Origin of the sequence: Paraburkholderia sediminicola (genome assembly GCF_046027355.1) — a bacterium.
GTDB classification, from domain to species: Bacteria; Pseudomonadota; Gammaproteobacteria; order Burkholderiales; family Burkholderiaceae; genus Paraburkholderia; species Paraburkholderia sediminicola_B.
On record NZ_JAQQEK010000002.1, the window covers coordinates 171,071 to 188,060 of the forward strand.

Here is a 16,990-nt window from a genome sequence, read left to right on the forward strand (position 1 = left end):
CGATCACGCGCATCGGGATGTGAGTCCGACGTACTAGAACAGCACGTCGATGCCGACGGTGACGGCCGTCTGGCTCGACGCGCCGGATGGATTTAGCGTGCTGACCACCGCGTGCTTGTACGACGTGTAATCGACTTCGCCGTAGAGCGTGGTGCGCTTGGACAGCAGATAGGCGAGCGAAATGATCGACAGGCCGCGGCGGCTGGCCTTGTCGTTCGACACGGTGGTCTGGTAGTAGCCGCCGTCGAAAACAATGTCCGGCCTGATGGTCCAGGAAATGCCGCCGAAGGCGTTGTTGGTCACCTGATGCGGTGCGGCCGGATTCTGCAGGTCCTCGGACATGAAGCCGCCCGACACCCGCACCGGGCCGATTCTGTAGGCGGCGCCGGCCATGTAATAGCTGTCGCCGACGTAGGTCGTACCAGTCAGTATGTTGCGATGCCCGTATACGCCGCCGAGGTCAACCGGACCCGCGTTATAACTCATGCCGACCGAGCGGGTCGCGCCGCTGGCGAAATTTCCCGCGACGCCGCCGAACGAGTTGTCCACTTCGAACAGCAAAGGCCCGAAGACGTTCTTGTACTTGACGGCGTTGTTGTTGCGCGTGCCGTCCGAGGCGGTGGTCAACGGAAGAATCGGCGTGAAGTGGAAACCGAATGGATCGTAGATACTGATGATGTCATGCGAGATCGTGTACTGGCGGCCGAGGTCGAGCGACCCATACTTCGTATTTCCGATGCCGACGAACGACTGCCGGTTGAATTCCGTGCCAGTGGTGTTGTCGAACTGCCCGTTGCCAAGGTTGAAGCCGCTCTCGAGCCGGAAGTGCGCGTTCCAGCCACCACCCAGGTCTTCTTTTCCCAGGAAGCCGAGTTTGTTCGAACTGTAGTAGCCGTTCGAATTCATCGTCACCACTGTGCCACCACCTTTTGCGGCGTTCGTCTGGTAACGCACGCCGCCGTCCGCCGTACCGTATATCTCGACGCTCGATTGCGCATGTGCGGACATTGCGCCGAGCGTGCAGGCCGCTGCCGACAGTCCAACCCCAATGGTTCTCCAAACCTCTTTTTTCATAATATGTCTCCGATCTAATGTCGTTGTGTGGAACGGCTAGCAATGGCAGGGCCGCACCATATGATTCGTATGACTAAATAAAACTTCTGTTTTCAGATTTTGTTTTCAATTTCATCGGGCCGGCGGAACTCACTGTCGGTGCCGCCGGCCTTACGGTCATACGTGGCTAGTTGCCCGCCTGACCGCTGCTCGTCTGATTGAGGCGCCCGGGGGAGGGCGGAACCGGTTTGAAGCCGGTTTTCAGTTCACGGCGTAGCGCGACGCGGTCGAGTGCCTTCTCCCAGTTCGCCACCACGATGGTCGCCACGCTATTGCCGACGATGTTGGTGAACACGAATCCGCTGGACATGGCCTTGTGAATGCCGAGAATCAGGGCGATAGATTCGACCGGAATGGTGTTCGATGCGGCGAGGGTCGCTGCCAGCACGGCAATCGCCGCACCGGACACACCTGCCGCGCCCTTCGACGTGAGCAGCAAGACAGCGAGCAGTACCAGCTGATCGTGCCAGTTCATCGGCGTGTTGGTGGCTTGGGCGAGGAACACGGCGGCTGCGGCGAAATACAGGCATGTGCCGTCGTGATTGAACGAGTACGCCGTCGGCAGGACCAGACCGACCACCGATTTTTCGCAGCCGAGCCGCTCGAGTTTGTCGATCAGTTGCGGGAAGACCGTCTCCGATGAACTCGTTCCGATCACCAGCAACAACTCCGCGCCGATGTAGCGCATCAAACGCAGCAGACTGAAGCCGTTGACTTTCGCGATCGGCCAGAGAATCAGCAAGAAGAACAGCGCGCAGGTCAGATAGAACTCGAGCACGAGTTTGCCGAGCGAGATCAGCGTGCCGAAGCCAAACTTGCTGACCGTGAAGGCGATCGCGCCGAACGCGGCGAGCGGCGCGATTTTCATCGTCAGGCCGATGATCCAGAACAGCGAGCCCGACACCGAGTCGATCAGGTTCAACGCCGGCTGCGCACGCTCGCCGATTGCGGCGAGCCCGAATGCGAACAGTACCGAGAAGAACAGCATCTGCAGCACGTCGCCGCCGGCGAACGCGCTGATCGCCGTGTGCGGAATCACATTCAGCAGGAATTCGCTTGTCGTGACGACATGATGCGCGTTGGCGACGTAGGTATCGACGGCGGCGGAGTGCACGCTGTGCATGTCCACGTTCATGCCGACGCCGGGCTTGAGCACATTGATGACCACGAGGCCCAGCACCAGTGCGAGCGAGGTCACCACTTCAAAGTAGAAGAGCGCCTTGATCGCCACGCGGCCGACTTTCTTGAAGTCGTTGACGCCCGCGATGCCGCTGCATACGGTGCAAAAAATGATCGGGCCGATCAGCATCTGGATGATGCGGATAAAGGCGTCGCCGACGGGCTGCAGATTGATGCCGAACTTCGGAAAGAAGTAACCCGTGGCGATACCTAGCGCCATGCCGGCCAGCACCTGGAAGGACAGGTCGAGATAGAACGGCTGCCGTTCCTTGGGTTTCGCGGCGGTGGACTTGCCGGGCAAGCTCATGGTGTCTCCTTAACAAACTGCGGCGAACTCGGGTTCGCTCAAAAATCGTGAAACGGATGAAATCTGTGTCAGCGTGCGGCGTCGCCCAGAATGTCGAGGCTGTCGGCGAAGATCTCGTCGACGCTCAGCTTGCGTGGCAGCAGTCGCTGCTGCTCGCAGAACGCAAGGGTTTCTTCAAGCGGCCCGCGCAGTGCGTCATAGCCGAATAGCAGCTTGTCCGGCTTGTTGGCGTTTTCCGCGGCGGCCAATGCCTTGCCGCGGCTCAGCAGGTCGTACACGGCACGCACGGCTTGCGGGTTCGAATCGGCCAGCGCTTTCGTCACCACCACGACGTGATTGATCGGCACGTAATGATGAAGCGTGTACCACTCGCGGTCAGCGGCGGCCGCATTGTCGATCAGCGGTTTGAATTCGGGCTCGTCCGGCAGATCGTTGCCGAGAATGGCGGCGTCGATCTCGCCCGCGCGAAGCATCGGCAGTAGCTGCTTGCCGGAGGCGGCGCGGTGCGCGAAAGCCGGATCGGCATACTCTTCCAGATGCGCGCCTTCGATTGTCACCCATTCGATCTGTTCGAGCGGCACGCCGTAGGTTTGCCCGAGAATGGCGCGCACCCACATGCCGGTGGTCTGCGAGTAGGCGCGCACGCCGACCTTCTTGCCCGCGAGACTGCCGACATCGAGTTTGCCCCGCTCCGCATTATAAATAATGCAGCCTTGCTGAAAGCGCGCGGCCACGACAGTGGGCAAGAGCACGACCGGCTTGCCGTAGGCCTTCGCTTGCAGATACGTGACGATCGCCAGTTCGCTGACGTCGTACGCCTGACGGCGCGCCATCGGCGCGAACGCACGATGAATCGGCTCGACGTCCTCGAACAGCAACTCGACGGCCGGGTCGGTCAGCTCGCCGGCTTTCAGTGCCCGCGTGTGCGGGTAGGTTTTCAGCGCGGTCTTCAGGCGCAGCGGTTGCGTGGGGGGGCTCACAATCGGGTTTTCCTGTTTCGTTCGAGGTGAAGAAATCAAGCGGCGAGCGCCGGATAAACCGCATACGCGGTACCACCAAAGATCGCTTCGCGCGCGTCGGCAGGCAGCATCGACAGACTCTCGCGGGCTTCGGCGAGCAGCTGCGGCAGCGCGCCTTCGGCAGCCGGGAAGTTCGAGCCCCACGCAATGCGATGTGCGCCGAATGCGTCGAGCACGCGCGGGAAGAACGCGGCGGGCGTCGAGGCGCCACGCGAAGCTTCGACGATCGTGCGATTCGTGAGCTTCAGGAACACACCCTGATGCGATGCGAGACTGAAGAGGGGGGCCGCTGCTTCGTACGGCGGGCCGCCAGCGAGTTCGGGACGTGCGAGGTGATCGAGCAGGACCCGGATGTCCGGAAAGCGCGAGAGCATGTTCACGAGCGCGGGAATGCCTTGCGCGGTCATCTGCAGGCAGATCGACACGTTGTGTCGCTGCGCGTATTCCCATACCGGGAACGAGCGCTCGTCGTCGAGCCAGCCCGCCTGGCCGGGCATCGTGCTGCCCGTCGTGAAAAGGCGCAGACCCGAGAGACCCGCGTCGAGCCAGCGCTGCATCTGCGTGACGGCATCGCTTGCCAGTACATCGATCGAAAACACGCCCGCGAAACGATCCGCATGGCTGCGCACCGCTTCCACCACATAACTATTGTCGTTGCCATACACCGTCGAAGCTTGCACCACCACCGCGCGGTCGATGCCGGCCTCGTCCATCGACGCGAGCAGACCTTCGAAACTGACAGGGCGCTTCGCCGACCACTCCGACTGATGGCCGCCGACCGGCGCGAGTGGATAACGTTGTTTATCCGGGGAAATTGCGTGAGTGTGCGTGTCGATGACGACGGACATGAAGGCGCTCCTGACTGAAAACTTTCTAATGGAATGAGCGTTACTGTAAGCGCGATGTAGCTGAAGTCCTCAATATGAAGTGAGGCCCAGCACATAAATTTACGTTAAGCTAAGGGTTTTCACATAGCCGGTCTGGAGGGTCGATGCAGGCTATCGAACATGCATCGTCGGATGACGATCTGGCGCGGTTGAGGCGTCTCTTCCTGTTCGATGCGGTGTGCGAAGCCGGTGGAATCGGGCAGGCGGCGGTCCGCGCGGGGCGCACGCAGCCGGCGGTGAGCGTCGCCATCAGCAAGCTGGAAGCGAGCTTTGGCGGCCAACTGTTCGAGCGCGGTTTCGGCGGCAGCGAATTGACGGGCGAGGGCGCGATCCTGCAACGGCGCGTGCGCCGCATGCTCGATCAGATAGAGCGTGCCGTGACGAGCCTGAGCGGCCAATCGGCGGCGAACGCGGCGAAGATTTGCCGGCGTCTGACCGACGCGCAGGTGCGTTGTCATATCGCCATCGCCAACGCGGGATCCGCGGCGGAGGCCGCGCTGTCACTGGGCGTCTCGCAGCCGGCGGTGCATCGGGCCGCGCGGCAAATCGAGCAGAACGTCGGCGTGTCGCTTTACCGGCGGCGTGTGCACAGCGTGTCGGCGAACGCCGCGGGGATCGAGTTCGCGCGCTGTCTGAGTCTTGCGCTCTACGAGATCGCGCAGGCAGGGGAAGATCTGGCGTACGCCCGTGGGCAGCTCACCGGGAAGGTGGCGATCGGCGTCTTGCCGCTGCTGCCGCCACGCCTCGTCGCGCGCGCCATTCAACGGCTGCGCGAGCGCTATCCCGCTGCGCGCGTCACGGTCGAAGAGGGTTCCCACGCGCTTTTGCTGCATGAACTGCGCAGCGGCACGATCGACATCATCGTCGGCGGATTGCGCGAGCCTCGCCTCACGGGGTCCGTGCAGGAGACCGAACTGTTTGCCGATCCTTACGTCGTGGCCGTGCGCAAGGGGCATCGACTGGCCAGGCGGAAAACTGTCGGGCTTCTCGATCTCGCCGACTACGACTGGGTCATGCCTCAGCGCAACGTGCCGCGACGCGCGGTAATCGATTCGATTTTCGGGCAGTTGCCGGTCAAGCCGCCTCTGGTGCTCGAGACCAGTTCGCTCGCGATGATGCTCGCCATGCTGATGGAAAGCGATTGCATCACGCTGCTATCGCGTGCGCAGATTCGCGACGCCTATCCGGGGCGCGAGCTGGTCGCGCTGGAACTGGAGATGCCCGAGGCAAGCCGGGCGGTCGGCTATACCGTGCGCACCGACTGGCTGGGCACGGCTGTGCAGCAGGCATTCGTCGAGGTTCTGCGCGGAGAATGCGCGGCCGAATCCCACTACGAGCCGTGACGCCCGGCTGCCGCGCGAACGGCGCTCAAGGGGTAAACCCGATTAGGGAATTTGCATAAAATTAAAATATTGACGTTAAATTAACGACCGACTACCTTTACCTCTAATGCGACGGATTACCCGGGGCGCAGCAATCGCGACGAGAGAGTTGCCATGTCACACACCCTGTTTCGACGTTTTCGAGGATTGGTCATCAGCGCCCTGACGGGCGCGGCACTGGTCATGTCGGCGCCCGCCTTTTCGGCCGGCGACACGCTGAGAGTCGCAACGGAGGGCACCTATCCGCCGTGGAGCTTCAAGGACGCCTCCGGTCAGCTTCAGGGCTTCGACGTGGACATTGCGAATGCCCTTTGCGCGCAGATGAAGCTGAAATGCCAGATCGTTGCGCAAGCGTGGGACGGCATCATTCCTGGTCTTCAGGCCAATCGATATGACGCCATCGTTGCGTCGATGTCGACGACACCCGCGCGACGCAAACAGGTTCTGTTCACCAACAAGTACAAGGACACCACGTCGAGTTTTATCGCGGCAAAAGACAGCGGGATCAAGGACGTCTCGCCCGCGGCACTGAAGGGCAAGCGCATCGGCGTTCAACGCGGCGCCTCCCAGCACCAGTGGCTCGTCGCCAACGGTTACGACAAGGCGGCGTCACTCGTGCTGTATGACGACACCCGTCAGCCGGAACTGGACCTCGTCGCGGGTCGTGTCGACCTCATCATCGGCAACAAGGCGACGTTCTATTCCGACTTCTTCAAACGGCCTGACTCGAAGGACTTCGCCTTTATCGGACCTGAATTCAAAGGCGGCGTACTCGGGGACGGCAACGCCATTGCAGTTCGCCTCGACGATACCGAACTCTGCAATCGTATCAACGCAGCGTTGGCCGCAATCATGGCGAACGGAACCTACGACCAGATCAGAAAGAAGTATTTCCCTTTCTCTCTGATGTAATGCGGGAGCCAGCATGGTCAGCTTTACTCTGAACGGTTATGGCGGACTCATTCTGCTTGGGGCCCTGACGACGCTGCTGGTCGCGCTCGCGGCCACAGCAATCGGCTCGGTAATCGGGATTCTGATGGCGGCTGCGAAGCTGTCTCCGGTGCGGGTTCTCAGGCAGTTCGCCGGGGCATACACGACCACCATACGCGGTGTGCCGGACCTGCTGGTCATTTTCCTTGTGTACTACGGCGGCAGCGCGACTCTTTCTCATGTCCTGGGCCGGCCTATTGAAATCAATGCGTTCGGTGCGGGTGCCGTGTCGCTGGGACTGGTGTTCGGCGCCTATGCGACGGAGATCTTCCGGGGCGCAATCCTGGAAGTTCCGCGCGGCCAATTTGAAGCGTCCGCAGCGCTGGGATTGACGGGCGCAGGGGGCTTCGTGCATGTCATTGCACCGCAGGCGTGGCGCCTCGCTGTACCTGCTTTCGGGAATCAGTTGACCGTATTGCTGAAAGAAACTGCGCTTGTCTCGCTGGTCGGATTGGAAGACCTGATGCGACGAACAGGCTTCGCCGTCGAGGCAACGAATCGCCCGTTTTTCTTCTACCTGGTTGCCGGCGTGCTGTACTTTGTCCTCAGCTTCGCTTTGACAAACGTTTTTAGCACGGTTCGTCGCAAGACGTCGACCGCATTGGCGAGGTGACGCATGTTTGACTTCTCATTGCTCATTTCGAGCTTTCCGCGTCTGCTGGCTGCGTTGCCCATCACGCTCGAGTTGTTCGTCGCCATCGTGGTCGTCGGTCTCATTGTGGGTGTGCCCGCGGCGCTGGTGGGATTGAGTTCGTCCAGGGTTCTGAGCGGCAGCGTCAAGTTTTACATCGGCGCATTCCGCGGCACGCCGGCGCTCGTGCAATTGTTCTTTCTCTACTACGGATTCGGGCAGTTCTCTTTTATTCGACATTCCGTCGTCTGGCCGCTCTTGCGTGACCCATTCACCTGCGCGGTGATTGCCTTGGGGCTGAACTCGGGCGCGTACACGGCGCGCATTCTGATGGGAGCACTGTCTGCCGTACCGAAAGGCATTGTGGAAGCTGCCGAGGCACTCGGATTGAGTCGAGCTTCCATACTCACTCGCATCAAGGCGCCGATTGCCATTCGTATTGCCATCCCCGCGTATGCGAACGAAACGATTCTGAACCTGAAAGCGACGTCGCTGGCATCGACCGTAACCATCATGGAATTGACGGGAACGTCGAAGCTGCTGGTTAGTGAGACCTACGCGCCCTATGAGATTTTTGTCGCCGCTGGAATGATTTATCTCGCAATGACGTTTGTCCTCTCGCACGCGTTCCGGATTCTCGAGTTGAACATTGCACGCAGAACGGGGAAGGACGTCAACGTCGTCAACCCTGGAAAGGCTAAGCAAACCGCGATGCTGAAGTCTTCAGATTCTGGCGACGCTCACGCGACCTAGTCCTCTTGTAGCGCATTTTTATAGGTGGGCTCATGCTCCCGAGTCCCTTATGCAAAGTCAATGGAGAAACACAAATTGCTTCGCTTTCTGACACTTGGACCAAGTGGTAGCAATCACGAGTTCGTGACTGCCCGATACATTCAACATCACGGTCTTGAAGGGCGGGCGTCGATGGCTCTGGTGTTGAGCTTTGACGAGGCAGCACGAATGGTGATCGACGGCGAGGCCGACTATATCGTGCAGGTTGCAGTCCATCCTTCGACGGCTGACATCGTTGCGAAGTACCGTAAACAACTTTTCGTCATCGATGCCTTCGTCTCTTCCAGCAAGGACATGGCCGTGGTGACCCGCGTCGACGTCGACACACCGCGCACGCTCGCACTTCAGCCGGCCACGCGGGACTATGTCAACACGGATGGACTCACGCTCATTCCGGAGACGTCGACAGCCTCGGTTGCGAATGGACTCCTCTCAGGCAAATACGAGAGCGGTCTGACGTACTCGTCCCTTGCTACCGAGAATCCCACCCGCTTCAGAATCGACGAGCAGATCGGTACGGTCGACGACCCCTGGATTGTCTATGGCCGTGAGCGGCTGTCCGACGGGCAGGTTGTCGCCTGGAAGGAGAGCCCGGCGGCTCAGGCATTCCACGCTCAGACACTCACGCGGCTCGACACCTGAGTCGCACGAATATGCACAGGACTTTCGCTATGAACACGATCCCGAACAACGAATTCGCGATATCTATCAACGGACTTTCAAAGAGTTTTGGCGAGTTCAATGTACTCAATTCTATTTCGCTGAATGTCCGGCGAGGTGAAAAGATTGTTCTGTGCGGACCGTCCGGCTCCGGAAAATCGACACTGATTCGCTGCGTGAACCGGCTGGAAAGGCATGATTCGGGAGATGTTCACGTCGACGGAATCGAGCTCACCGACAATGTGAAACACGTACGCATGGTACGTGCCGATGTCGGCATGGTGTTTCAGCATTTCAATCTGTTCCCTCACATGACGGTGTTGGCAAACTGCACATTGGCTCCCATGCGTGTTCGCGGTCTGAAGCGGAAGGAGGCCGAAGCACGGGCCCTTGAAATGCTCGAACGCGTTCGCGTGGCGAGTCATGCCGCGAAATACCCCTCTCAGCTTTCCGGCGGTCAACAGCAGCGGGTGGCTATCGCAAGAGCGCTTTGCATGTCGCCGACCATCATGCTGCTCGATGAACCGACGTCGGCGCTCGACCCGGAAATGGTCAGGGAGGTGCTCGACACGCTGACGCTGCTCGCGCAAGACGGCATGACCATGCTTTGCGTCACCCACGAAATGGGATTCGCCAGGGCGGTGGCCGACCGCATTCTGTTCATGGATCAGGGAGAAATCGTGGAAGACAACGAGCCGGCTCATTTCTTTGATGCGCCGCGGACTGAGCGAGCAAGGAGATTCCTCAGTCAGATGATTCACAAATGAATACGCCATGTTGACCATGCGCGCGAACTCGAATTCCTCAAAGAGATCGAGACGCTTCGCCCACAGTAAAACGGTATCCCGCAGATCTTCAGGAGTAAAGCATGGCCACAATCAGATTTGGCACCCTCGGTCCATCCGGAACGAACCACGAGTATGTGACTCGTCGTTACATTGAATTCCACGGACTTGAGGCCGAAGTCAAACTCTTTGATAATTTCGACGACGCACTAGCGGCGTTCGACGCCGACGAAATCGACTATCTCATTCAGTGTGCGGTTCATCCGGATACTCCGCGAGTGATGGGCAGTAACTTCCGCGAGCGGTTCGTTGTCGACACCTTCATCTCGCCGAGTCAGACATTGGCGATTCTCACGCGTAAGGACGTCGGCAAGCCGGAAACCATCTCGCTGGTTTCTCCTGCAACCGATGACTACGCAGACCTCGGCGCATATTCCAGACTGATTCCCGCAGTCTCGATTCCGGTGGCTTTCGAACGACTGATGAAAGGAGAATGCGATTCCGCGCTGGTCTATCGATACTATTTCGATTCGCAACCGGAGACGCTGCGAGTGGATGCCACTATCGGTTCGCCCGATGACGCCTGGATTGTCTACGGCCGGGAGCGCGTTGGAGCGGGAGAGATTGTCGCCAGTCGGGAAAGCGCGGTGGCAAAGCAATTCGCAGAGCTGCAGCGGTCGCAACGATAAAACGATACACGCGAGAGGGCATGGCCTCTCTTTTCTAGCTGTATTCGCGGATGTTGAAGAACACTGCGAGAAACCTGACCGGTACGCTTTCAATTTCTTCCGGACCATGCGCCGCATTCGGGTCGAACAGCAGGCTGTCACCGGGTTTCAGGTCGTAGAGCCGATTGGCGTATCGGTATTTCATCTTGCCTTCGAGTACGTGAAGGAACTGAATACCCGTTGTCTGGTGGGTTGACCAAGGCTGGGACTTTTCGTCGAGCGTAACGACGTACGGCTCAACGGAAAGATTCCCGGACAATACGTGGCCAACGAGCCGATAGATGTGGCCGTACGACGAACCTTCCCTGTCGACAGTCACGCCTTGTCCCGCGGGTACGAACGAGCAGTCGTGGCGTTCACTCTGATCGACGAAAAAACGCGACACGGGTTTGCCTAAAGCATTGGCCAGCCGCGTAAGCGTTTCTATCGATGGAGTAGCTGTTCCTTTTTCGATTCTTGAGAGCATCGAATGGGAAATGCCGGCCATTTTCGCGAGGGTGCCCGAAGCGATTCCCGCGGAGGTTCGGAAAGCATGAATCTGTGCAGCCAAAGCACGGGACACTTTCTCCACTGCAGGGTCCGTCTGCTTCTCTGCTACCTCGATGTCCGGAGATTCTTCAGCGGGTGACTGACTCTGAGTTTTTGGCATGGTGCCTTCAATGAAGGAGCAGTTCAAAGATGACTACTTGTTGCCATTATATGAGGCATTGCCGCGCATGAGTGTCAAGTCAGCCGCTTTTTGGCGGCACCGCGCGAGATAGCAAAGGAGATTGCCTTGATGCGTATTCGCCCTGTTGCACCGACAGATGCACGTTCCGTTGCGCACCTTGTGGATGAGCTTCTCGTGGAGCTTCACCATGGCGAACTCGAACCCGCGGACCGAGTGTCTATCGCTGAAACCGTTCTGGCCCAAACGAGTCGCTGCTTCGGATATCTGGCGCTCGAAGGTGATAGTCCGGTGGGCGTACTTCTGATGACAGAAGCAATGGCAATATATGCGGGAGGGGCCTTCGGACAGATTACCGAGCTATACGTCCGTCCCGAATGCCGGTCAGGTGGATTAGCCGCGGCGCTGGTTCGCGAGGCCGCGAGGTTCGGCAAGGAACGCGGATGGAAGCGACTCGACGCGGGCGCTCCTGTCCAGCCTCGTTGGGCCCGGACGCTTGCGTTCTATCTGTCCGCGGGTTTTGTCGAGGTTGGACCACGGTTGCGTCTTGACTTGTGATGCTGTCCGTCACGCCAATTGGCAGCACCAGAATACGAATTTCGCTGAGGTTAAAAATGAGCAAGATCGAGCGCCTGCGATTGCCAGAAAACGATGCAACGTTCGGCAGCAACAAGATTTTCGACCTTTTCCAGTATTCGCCTGCCGTATCGGCGAACGGTCTGGTCTTCATTGCAGGGCAGGTCGGGCTGCGAGCGGACGGGAGCATTCCGGTGTCGGCTGAAGAGCAAATCGATTTGGCGTTCAAGCGTGCCGAAGTCATTCTTCAGAATCTTGGTCTCGACTTCACCGACCTCGTCGAACTGGTTTCGTATCACGTGGATATCGCGTCACAGCTCGGTGATTTCAGGGCCGTGAAGGAGCGTTACATCCGCTCCGACTTTCCTGCATGGACGATACTTGGTGTGGCATCGCTGGCGCGGCCCGAGTTGTTAGTCGAAGTCAAGATGGTCGCGGCGCTGAGGAAATAACGCCGAAGTCTTGCGGCGCATTTTTGCCGGGTTGTAAAGGCGGGTTCCTTCGGCAGCACAGCGACAAATCGCTCCACTTGAACGGCGCGCACCTCCATGGCCGCCGCGTTGTTCGGTGGCAGCCATGCGATTCCAAGGGCAATCCTGCGTGCGCGAAGACTCTCAATCTGTTCAGTAGAAGTCAGTTCCCGAAGATCTACGTGAATTGATGGAAACCTCCGCCAGCCGTCCGCGCACCACCCATCTTTGTCTAAAGAATCGCTCACGCCTGCCGTTATGCATCTGCGCAATCCGTGAACGGAGCCCGACGTCAGCGATCGGCGCTCACGCCGTTATCCCCAAAGTATTCGGCGAGCTCGCCAGCGATTCTCATCACCGCCCGCAGACCGTATGAGACGCTGCCCTGGGCATGCAGACATGGCGCACCGTACCAGACCAAATAAAGAACAGATAGCTGGGAGACCCGCATGAAACAGTCGGACGAGTTGTTGCATACGGTTTATGTGAAAGCCGACAGGCTCATGATTGTTGTCGTATGGGGCCTGTTCGCGATCTCTTGCCTGTTGGCGATACGCGACTACAACTTGCGCGCCGTACTGTGGGTCGGATTGCCTACCGCCGCTATCGCGTCGATGCTAGCTTACTTGCGCGCAGGCGCATTGGTGACGCGCCTCTTCCTTGCTGCCAGTCTGATGACATTCGCTGCGTTGCAGATTCATCAGGAGCGCGGCCTGACTGAATTGCACTTTGGCATCTTTGTCCTGATGTCGTTCCTGCTGGCCTATCGGGACTGGCGACCGATCCTCTGTGCCGCCTGCGTCATCGCGGTGCATCACTTCACATTCAATTATTTCCAGCTTGCTGGATTGGACGCCTATTGCTTCACCGAGCCCGCGTGGTCGATTGTGCTGTTACATGCGGCTTACGTCGTCGTTCAGGCCGGGTTGCTGATTTTCATTGCACGGCATATGAAAGCCGATGCACAAACGGGCCGGGAACTCGCCGTTCTTGGCGAAAACCTCTCACGGCAAGCGGGTCAATTCGATCTGCGCCTTCCACCCATGAAGCTTGAGGGGACCAGCAGCCGCACCTTCAAGGACACACTCAACGCCATCCACGATACGATGCGCGAAATCACCACGACGATCGACCAGATGGCGGTTTCATCGGACAACATCGCTGCCGAAAATCACACCTTGTCCCAAGAATTCACCACCCAAGCCGAAACGCTCAACGCGACCAATACGGCGATGGAGCAGATCGCGCAACGGGTCAGGGAAAGCGCGGAACATGCGGCGTCGGCAAACAGCCTTGCGCGGCAAACCTCAAGCGTGGTACAGCAAAGCGAACAAGTCGTCAGCGAGGTCGTCGGCAAGATGAACGAGATCGACGAGGCCGTGCACCGCATGGGCGACATGATCGCGATGATCGAGAGCATCGCGTTTCAGACCAATCTTCTCGCGCTCAACGCTTCGGTCGAGGCGGCCCGTGCGGGTAGCCACGGACGGGGTTTCTCGGTGGTGGCCGAGGAGGTCCGTACGCTCGCCCATCGGAGCGCGAGCGCCGCGCGCGAAATCAAAGGCCTGATCGGCGATTCGTTGCAGCGCGTCGAGCACGGCTCGACCCTTGCGACACGCGCCGGGGTGGCCATGCGGCGCGTTGTCGGCGATGTGGCGGACGTCGCCAGGTTGATCGAGCATATCAGCGCGTCGAGTGATGCCCAGAGCCGCGATGTCGACCGGTTCAGTCAGGGCATGGGTGAGATGGATGCGATGCTGGAGCGCGATGTCGAGCACGTGAAGGGCGTCGCTTCAGCGTCGGCAAGCTTGCGAGAGAGAGCGCGGACTTTGCGTGAGGCGATGTCGATTTTCCTCGTTGAGCACGACATGAACTAATCCGGGAGGCGGGCTGTTTTCCCGCCAGCCCCTCATCCGCATTTGCCGATGACGCAGCCGCGCGGTTCGATTACTTTGCGGGCGACGCTGGCGAGGGGCTCCAGACGCTCGGATCGCGCACCGCTTCGACCACCTGTCGAATCGCTGCGATGACCAGTTCGGGTTGATCCTGGTGGATGTTGTGTCCGCTCTTCGCCGCGACTTTGAATCGTGCGCCCGAGGCGAGTTGGGAGAGATCCTTCTGCAGGGCGCTCATGATCCGTTCCATCTTGTCGCTCGGCCAGCCCTGAAACGGCGCGGCAAAAGGGATGCCGTGGGCCAGAACGACAAGCGGCATCGAGCGCAGCGGCGCGCCATCTCTCGCCTCACGTACCTGACCCGTGGAGGCGTCGTCGTCCAGCGGGGCAGTCCACCACTGCTCGGCCTCCGGATAGGCGTCCAGCATCTCCTGGTTTTTCACGGTGAGCGCTTCGAACTGCGCCCACTGTGCGGGTGCTAGCGCTTCGTGAAAGCGGCGCCATGTGTTCTCGTGGGTGGTGTCGAGCAGCACCATGCCCACCACCTCGTCCGGGTAGGTGCTTGCGTACAGCCGCACCACCAGGCCGCCCGCGGAGTGGCCAACGAGGACGTAAGGGCCCGGCACATGGGCGGCGCTCAACAGCGCGTGCAGGTCGGCGACCTTGTCTCGCGTGGTACGCGGCTGGGGAACCGGGTCGCTGCGACCGGGAAAGAACAGCGGACCGCGCGGGTCGAGTTTTGGGTTAACCTCGCCGAGTGTGCCCGGCCGATCGTAGGCGCAGACGCGGGTGAATTCGGCCACGCCAGGCAGGACCATGGTCCGTTCGCCGGCAGGGTGCAGACTATCCCGGCTCCAGACATCGGCACGGCCCATGGCGCCCGCTTCAAGAATGACGATGGGGCTCCCTTGGCCGCGGCACTCCAGATAGAGCGATCTTCCGCCAATATCGACCCGACCGGAAAAATCGCCTGATGTTGCCGGAGAAGTCGCCGCCGGGGCGGCCGCCTGTGCGGTGTTGGTGTGCATCGAGGGGCCGACGGGGATGACGGTGGCGAGAACGAACGCAGACACGATGGCGTGGCGATACATGCGACCCTCCGTGCGCCAATCCTCGCCGACGGCCATCAGGGGTATCTTGCTTCGCGAAGGGAAGAGTGGCGGGGTGTGCGTAGCATATACCTCGACGACACTGAAAATGTTTGTACATTACAGTCATGCAAGCATCACGGCGTCGGGAACGGCCGGCCGCCACCGCACCCTTGAGCGCCCACTGATGAACCACATCGTATTCTTCGAAGGCCTGCTTCTCGTATTGCTCGGCGCGTGCGTGCTATCGCTCGTTGCCAGCCGTTTCAATCTGCCGTCGGCTGCCGTATTGCTGGTCGGCGGTGCGGCGATCGGCTTCGCGACCGATGCGCCCGTCGTTGCGCTCGACCCCGACGTCATCATGGTCGTGCTGATTCCGCCGCTGCTGATGTCCAGTGCGTTCTATACCGCCTGGCGAGAGTTTCGCCGCGAGACCGCGCCAATCGCATCGCTTGCGCTCGGGTCGGTGATCTTCACGACCGCGTGCGTCGCGTGCGCCGTCCATTGGGTCGATCCACAACTGCCGTGGTCCGCGTGCGTCGCCCTCGGCGCGATCGTGTCGCCGCCCGATGCGGTCGCGGCCAAAGCCCTGCTCGGCGAGTTGCCGTTGCCGGAGCGCCTGGTCACCGTGCTCGAGGGCGAAAGCCTCGTCAACGACGCGTCAGGGCTCGTGATCTATCGCTTTGCGTTGGTTGCGCTGGCGGCGGGCACCTTCAGCGCGAGCGACGCCATCCTCACCTTTTCAACGCTTTCGCTGGTCGGCATCGCAACGGGCGCGCTGATCGGCTGGGCAACGATCAAGCTGCTCGGCTGGCTCGAAGACACGCATCTGGCCGTCGTGCTGACCTTCCTCGCCGCGTGGGGCGCTTATCTGCTCGGTGAACGCCTGCACGGCTCGGGTGTGCTGTCGGTGGTGGTGTGCGGCCTGATCGTCGGACTGTGCCAGCACATGACACTCGACGCGACCACGCGGCTGAAAACCACGGGCACGTGGGACGTCGTCGTCTTTGTGCTGGAAGCGCTCGTGTTCATCCTGATCGGCGTGTCGCTGCCCGGTACGCTGGCAAAGCTCGACGCGGGACACACGTTCTCGTGGTGGCTGCCCGAGCGTGTGTGGGTGGTGGCCGGCGTAACGGTCGCGGTTGTGATCGTCGCGCGGATCGTCTGGGTGATGGCGGCGATCGCGTTGCCCGAATATCTCCTCTCACGCGCGCGTGGCACCCAGCCCAGAACGGACCTCAAGCAGGCGACGATCCTCGGTTGGGCCGGAATGCGCGGCGTTGTGAGTCTTGCCGCTGCACTGGCGCTGCCCGAGTCGCTGGCCGATCGCGATCTGCTGATTTTCTCGACATTCGCGGTGATCTTCGTGACGGTCCTTGTGCAAGGTTTGACGCTGGCGCCGCTCGCGCGCCTGATCGGTTTCAACGATGCTCACGCGTCCGCCGACTCGAAATATCTCACGCAATATCAGGCCCGATCCCTCACGTTTCAGGCGTCACTGGACGCGCTGAAGCAGATCGATCTCACGCAATGCAAAGGCAACGAGGACGTGGTGCTGCGGCTGATCGACGAATACAGCTATCGTATCGACAGCAACGCGCGTGCGCACACGGGCGGCGAAACGCTCGTGCATTTGCGGCTGACGCGGCTGAACCTCGGGCTGCGAGCGGTCCAGGCGGGCCGCGCGGCGCTGCTTCAGTTGCACGACGAGAACCGGATCAAGGACAAGACCCTGCACCGGATCGAATCGGAACTCGATTTCGAAGAGGCACGGCTGAAAAGACTGTTGGGGCCGTGAAGCGGCGATGCGCGAGGAAAACGG

18 protein-coding genes are annotated in these 16,990 nt (G+C 60.2%); 11 read left to right on the forward strand and 7 right to left on the reverse strand.

Annotated features, from left to right (window positions below):
* Positions 1 to 33: 33 nt before the first annotated feature.
* The 4 genes from PQR42_RS04015 to PQR42_RS04030 all read right to left on the reverse strand — a co-directional run bounded on the left by PQR42_RS04015 (position 34) and on the right by PQR42_RS04030 (position 4,466).
* A complete protein-coding gene (locus tag PQR42_RS04015; RefSeq protein WP_408382594.1) occupies positions 34 to 1,074 on the reverse strand; it encodes a porin in 1,041 nt (346 codons plus the stop codon).
* A gap of 166 nt (positions 1,075 to 1,240) precedes the next feature.
* Complete coding sequence (gene dctA, locus PQR42_RS04020; RefSeq protein ID WP_408493570.1) at positions 1,241 to 2,599, reverse strand: C4-dicarboxylate transporter DctA; 1,359 nt, start codon at positions 2,597 to 2,599, stop codon at positions 1,241 to 1,243.
* A 68-nt stretch (positions 2,600 to 2,667) separates the two neighbouring features.
* Positions 2,668 to 3,579 (reverse strand): substrate-binding domain-containing protein, encoded by a 912-nt coding sequence (locus PQR42_RS04025; RefSeq protein ID WP_408382598.1) that lies wholly within the window; start codon positions 3,577 to 3,579, stop codon positions 2,668 to 2,670.
* A gap of 35 nt (positions 3,580 to 3,614) precedes the next feature.
* Entirely contained in the window at positions 3,615 to 4,466 is an 852-nt protein-coding gene (locus tag PQR42_RS04030) for an amidohydrolase family protein (RefSeq protein ID WP_408382601.1), read from the reverse strand.
* Between the two features lie 143 nt (positions 4,467 to 4,609).
* Between PQR42_RS04030 and PQR42_RS04035 the strand changes: the two genes are divergently transcribed.
* The 7 genes from PQR42_RS04035 (at position 4,610) to PQR42_RS04065 (ending at position 10,434) form a co-directional block, all read left to right on the forward strand.
* Positions 4,610 to 5,848 carry a LysR family transcriptional regulator gene (locus PQR42_RS04035; RefSeq protein WP_408382603.1) on the forward strand — a complete coding sequence of 413 codons (1,239 nt, stop codon included), beginning with the start codon at positions 4,610 to 4,612 and terminating at the stop codon, positions 5,846 to 5,848.
* 153 nt (positions 5,849 to 6,001) lie between these two features.
* Positions 6,002 to 6,799, forward strand: coding sequence for a transporter substrate-binding domain-containing protein (locus tag PQR42_RS04040; RefSeq protein WP_408382605.1), 798 nt, complete (start codon positions 6,002 to 6,004; stop codon positions 6,797 to 6,799).
* A gap of 13 nt (positions 6,800 to 6,812) precedes the next feature.
* Positions 6,813 to 7,490, forward strand: coding sequence for an ABC transporter permease (locus tag PQR42_RS04045; RefSeq protein WP_408382607.1), 678 nt, complete (start codon positions 6,813 to 6,815; stop codon positions 7,488 to 7,490).
* A gap of 3 nt (positions 7,491 to 7,493) precedes the next feature.
* Positions 7,494 to 8,261, forward strand: coding sequence for an ABC transporter permease (locus PQR42_RS04050; RefSeq protein ID WP_408382609.1), 768 nt, complete (start codon positions 7,494 to 7,496; stop codon positions 8,259 to 8,261).
* 60 nt (positions 8,262 to 8,321) lie between these two features.
* On the forward strand, positions 8,322 to 8,942 hold the full coding sequence (locus PQR42_RS04055) for a type 2 periplasmic-binding domain-containing protein (protein ID WP_408382611.1): 621 nt from the start codon (positions 8,322 to 8,324) through the stop codon (positions 8,940 to 8,942).
* Between the two features lie 29 nt (positions 8,943 to 8,971).
* Positions 8,972 to 9,727 carry an amino acid ABC transporter ATP-binding protein gene (locus PQR42_RS04060; RefSeq protein ID WP_408382613.1) on the forward strand — a complete coding sequence of 252 codons (756 nt, stop codon included), beginning with the start codon at positions 8,972 to 8,974 and terminating at the stop codon, positions 9,725 to 9,727.
* Positions 9,728 to 9,828: 101 nt separating this feature from the next.
* The gene (locus PQR42_RS04065; protein ID WP_408222358.1) at positions 9,829 to 10,434 is read left to right on the forward strand and encodes a hypothetical protein; all 606 of its coding nucleotides are present in this window, start codon (positions 9,829 to 9,831) and stop codon (positions 10,432 to 10,434) included.
* A 34-nt stretch (positions 10,435 to 10,468) separates the two neighbouring features.
* On the opposite strand, the gene PQR42_RS04070 is transcribed toward PQR42_RS04065, so the two are convergent.
* Positions 10,469 to 11,122: a helix-turn-helix domain-containing protein gene (locus PQR42_RS04070; protein WP_408204960.1), complete on the reverse strand. Its 654-nt coding sequence runs from the start codon at positions 11,120 to 11,122 to the stop codon at positions 10,469 to 10,471.
* Between the two features lie 129 nt (positions 11,123 to 11,251).
* Between PQR42_RS04070 and PQR42_RS04075 the strand changes: the two genes are divergently transcribed.
* Entirely contained in the window at positions 11,252 to 11,698 is a 447-nt protein-coding gene (locus tag PQR42_RS04075) for a GNAT family N-acetyltransferase (protein ID WP_408383017.1), read from the forward strand.
* Between the two features lie 56 nt (positions 11,699 to 11,754).
* Positions 11,755 to 12,168: a RidA family protein gene (locus tag PQR42_RS04080; RefSeq protein WP_408204961.1), complete on the forward strand. Its 414-nt coding sequence runs from the start codon at positions 11,755 to 11,757 to the stop codon at positions 12,166 to 12,168.
* On the opposite strand, the gene PQR42_RS04085 is transcribed toward PQR42_RS04080, so the two are convergent.
* Complete coding sequence (locus PQR42_RS04085; RefSeq protein WP_408204962.1) at positions 12,063 to 12,434, reverse strand: LysR substrate-binding domain-containing protein; 372 nt, start codon at positions 12,432 to 12,434, stop codon at positions 12,063 to 12,065. The genes PQR42_RS04080 and PQR42_RS04085 overlap by 106 nt on opposite strands.
* A 201-nt stretch (positions 12,435 to 12,635) precedes the next feature.
* Here PQR42_RS04085 and PQR42_RS04090 point away from each other — a divergent pair, with 201 nt between their 5' ends.
* A complete protein-coding gene (locus PQR42_RS04090; RefSeq protein WP_408493571.1) occupies positions 12,636 to 14,063 on the forward strand; it encodes a methyl-accepting chemotaxis protein in 1,428 nt (475 codons plus the stop codon).
* Between the two features lie 70 nt (positions 14,064 to 14,133).
* Here PQR42_RS04090 and PQR42_RS04095 read toward each other — a convergent pair whose 3' ends face one another.
* Entirely contained in the window at positions 14,134 to 15,171 is a 1,038-nt protein-coding gene (locus PQR42_RS04095) for an alpha/beta fold hydrolase (protein WP_408382617.1), read from the reverse strand.
* A gap of 184 nt (positions 15,172 to 15,355) precedes the next feature.
* Here PQR42_RS04095 and PQR42_RS04100 point away from each other — a divergent pair, with 184 nt between their 5' ends.
* Positions 15,356 to 16,966 carry a Na+/H+ antiporter gene (locus tag PQR42_RS04100; RefSeq protein ID WP_408204965.1) on the forward strand — a complete coding sequence of 537 codons (1,611 nt, stop codon included), beginning with the start codon at positions 15,356 to 15,358 and terminating at the stop codon, positions 16,964 to 16,966.
* Positions 16,967 to 16,990: the final 24 nt, after the last annotated feature.